Annotated in this window: 3 protein-coding genes; all 3 read left to right on the top strand. The window is 57.9% G+C overall.

Annotation, left to right across the window (positions count from 1 at the left end; genetic code table 11):
• Window positions 1-78 precede the first annotated feature (78 nt).
• The 3 genes from KX729_RS33400 to tnpC all read left to right on the top strand — a co-directional run bounded on the left by KX729_RS33400 (window position 79) and on the right by tnpC (window position 2,478).
• Window positions 79-465, top strand: a complete 387-nt coding sequence (locus tag KX729_RS33400) for a transposase (RefSeq protein ID WP_219746709.1) — start codon at window positions 79-81, stop codon at window positions 463-465.
• A gap of 68 nt (window positions 466-533) precedes the next feature.
• Complete coding sequence (tnpB, locus tag KX729_RS33395) at window positions 534-806, top strand: IS66 family insertion sequence element accessory protein TnpB (protein WP_246618062.1); 273 nt, start codon at window positions 534-536, stop codon at window positions 804-806.
• Between the two features lie 73 nt (window positions 807-879).
• Window positions 880-2,478, top strand: a complete 1,599-nt coding sequence (gene tnpC, locus KX729_RS33390; RefSeq protein ID WP_219746707.1) for an IS66 family transposase — start codon at window positions 880-882, stop codon at window positions 2,476-2,478.
• Window positions 2,479-2,487: the final 9 nt, after the last annotated feature.

Below are 2,487 nucleotides of genomic sequence, written 5' to 3'. Positions count from 1 at the left end.
CGTAAGCGGGTAAGCGATCCCACGTAGCGCTGGAGGGACAGATCGCTCATTTTCTGCATGAGTCATGCGGAGAGCCCTATGAGTGATACTGTGAATCAGACCCGAGCCTTCGAGGTTTTGACGGCGACACCAATCGCGACGCGCCGCAAGCCGAGAGACTGGCCGGATGATGAGAAGGCCCGTTTGGTCGCCGCAACTCTGCAGCCGGGGGTGAATGTATCAGCGATTGCCCGTGGAGCGGGTCTGGATCCCTCTCAGCTTTACGATTGGCGTCGCAAAGCAGTCGCCTCGGGATCGATTGCTCCTCTCTCGAAGTCAGTTGATGCACAGGTTCGGTTTGCACAGGTCGAGGCGGTTGCCGGTTCTGCGGTTGAGATTGTCATCGGTGATGCTATGGTGCGCGTAGGCGGCGATATTGCGACTGAACATCTAGTGAAGATCCTGCGGGCGGTTCGTCAGGCATGATTGCGTCTGGTGTCATTGTTTATGTGTCGTGCCAGCCTGTCGACTTCCGCAAAGGTGCAGCATCATTGATGGCTCTGGTCAGGGATGGTGGCCTCGACCCGTTCAACGGCGCGCTTTATGTCTTCCGGTCGAAACGGGCGGACCGTGTCCGGATCGTTTGGTGGGATGGCAGCGGGGTCTGCCTTTATTCGAAAATTCTCGAGGAGAATGGCTTTTGCTGGCCGGCAGCGACGGCGGCGCGTATCCGCCTCGACCATGCTCAGCTCATGGCACTTCTGGCTGGTTTGGATTGGAAGAAGATCCGCCCAGCGACGATCAGGAGACCGCGCACCACGGGCTGAACGACGGCACGGAAAGTGACATATGCCACTGTAAACGCTAGGAAAAGCCCGCGATCTATGGTCTACTCCTGCTATGGTTTTGTCTGCTTCGGACCTTCCTGATGATGTGGATGCACTCAAGGCGATGATCGTCGCCATGAATGCAGAGGGTGCGGCTGCCCGAGCGGAGATCGCTCGGCTTGAGGCGCTCAAAAAGGATACCGACGAGCGGATCGCCACCCTCACAGCGATTGTGAAAGTGCTGGAGCGGGCCCAGAAAGGCACTCGTTCGGAACGGCTGCGGCTGGGGATCAGCGATGATCAGATTGATTTTGCCTTTGAGGAAGTCGAGACCGGCCTGGCGACAATCGACAGCGAGCTCGAACAGTCCCGGAAAGACAAGCCCAAGCGGGAAGCACGCCCACGCAAGGGCTTTGCCGCCCATCTCGAACGCATCGAAGAAATTATCGAGCCAGATATCCCTGAAGAGTGCCAGAGCTTGGAGAAGGTTCTGATTGGCGAGGACCGATCCGAGCGGCTCGATGTCATTCCACCGAAGTTCCGGGTCATCGTGACCCGCCGGCCTAAATATGCATTCAGGGGGCGTGACGGCGTACTACAGGCTCTGGCGCCGGCCCATATCATAGAGGCTGGCCTGCCGAGCGAACGGCTTCTCGCTTACATTGCCGTATCGAAATACGCCGACGGCCTTCCACTCTATCGTCAGCAGGCGATCTACCTTCGTGATAGCGTGGCGCTCAGCCGGTCGTTGATGGCCCAATGGATGGGCCATCTCGGCTTCGAGCTGAAGATCCTGGCCGATTACATTCTGGAAAAGATCAAAGCGGGTGAAAGGGTCTTTGCCGACGAGACGACATTGCCAACCCTGGTGCCTGGTTCAGGAAAGACAATGACGGCGTGGCTTTGGGCCTACGCACGTGATGATCGCCCGTTCGGTGGATCAGGACCGCCTATGGTCGCCTATCGGTTCGAGGACAGCCGGGGTGCGCGCTGCGTTGCACGCCACTTGAACGGCTTCAACGGCATTCTCCAGGTTGATGGGCATGGCGCTTATACGAGCATGGTCAAAGAACACCTCAAAGCAGGTAGCAACGAGACCATCACGTTGGCAGGCTGCTGGGCGCATGTCAGGCGCAAATTTTACGAGCTTCATGTCGGCGGTATCAATGACGCGGCGACAGCGTCGGTGAAAGCCATGGCGGAGCTCTGGAGGGTTGAAGACGAGATCCGCGGTAAGGATGCCAACACCCGAGCTGCCGCACGACAAGAGCGGTCTTCGGCAATTGTCGCAAACCTTTTTGACATCTGGGAAAAAGAGCTGGCGAAAGTCTCTGGCAAGTCCAAGACGGCCGAAGCGATCCGCTATGCAATGAACCGCCGGCAATCTCTGGAGCGCTTTCTCAGTGACGGCCGCATCGAGATCGACTCCAACATCGTCGAGCGGGCAATCCGTCCCCAAACAATTACGCGGAAGAACAGCCTGTTTGCAGGAAGCGAAGGCGGCGGCAACACATGGGCGACGATCGCTACACTTTTGCAGACTGCTAAAATGAACGACGTCGATCCACTTGCCTGGCTGGCCCAGACACTACTGCGTATGGCCAATGGATGGCCCGCTCACGACGTCGACGCTCTGATGCCTTGGAACTTCAAGACAGACGTGATCGGCTGACCGCTTACC

Origin of the sequence: Neorhizobium populisoli, from assembly GCF_019430945.1 — a bacterium.
GTDB classification, from domain to species: Bacteria; Pseudomonadota; Alphaproteobacteria; order Rhizobiales; family Rhizobiaceae; genus Neorhizobium; species Neorhizobium populisoli.
Note: the sequence above shows the minus strand (reverse complement) of the source record. Positions and strands in the feature narration are given on the sequence as shown.

What these genes read in the sequence shown, in the direction of transcription:
- KX729_RS33400 (WP_219746709.1), top strand. Translation starts at nt 79, where the DNA reads ATGAGTGATACTGTGAATCAGACCCGAGCCTTCGAGGTTTTGACGGCG.
- tnpB (WP_246618062.1), top strand. Translation starts at nt 534, where the DNA reads ATGGCTCTGGTCAGGGATGGTGGCCTCGACCCGTTCAACGGCGCGCTT.
- tnpC (WP_219746707.1), top strand. Translation starts at nt 880, where the DNA reads ATGGTTTTGTCTGCTTCGGACCTTCCTGATGATGTGGATGCACTCAAG.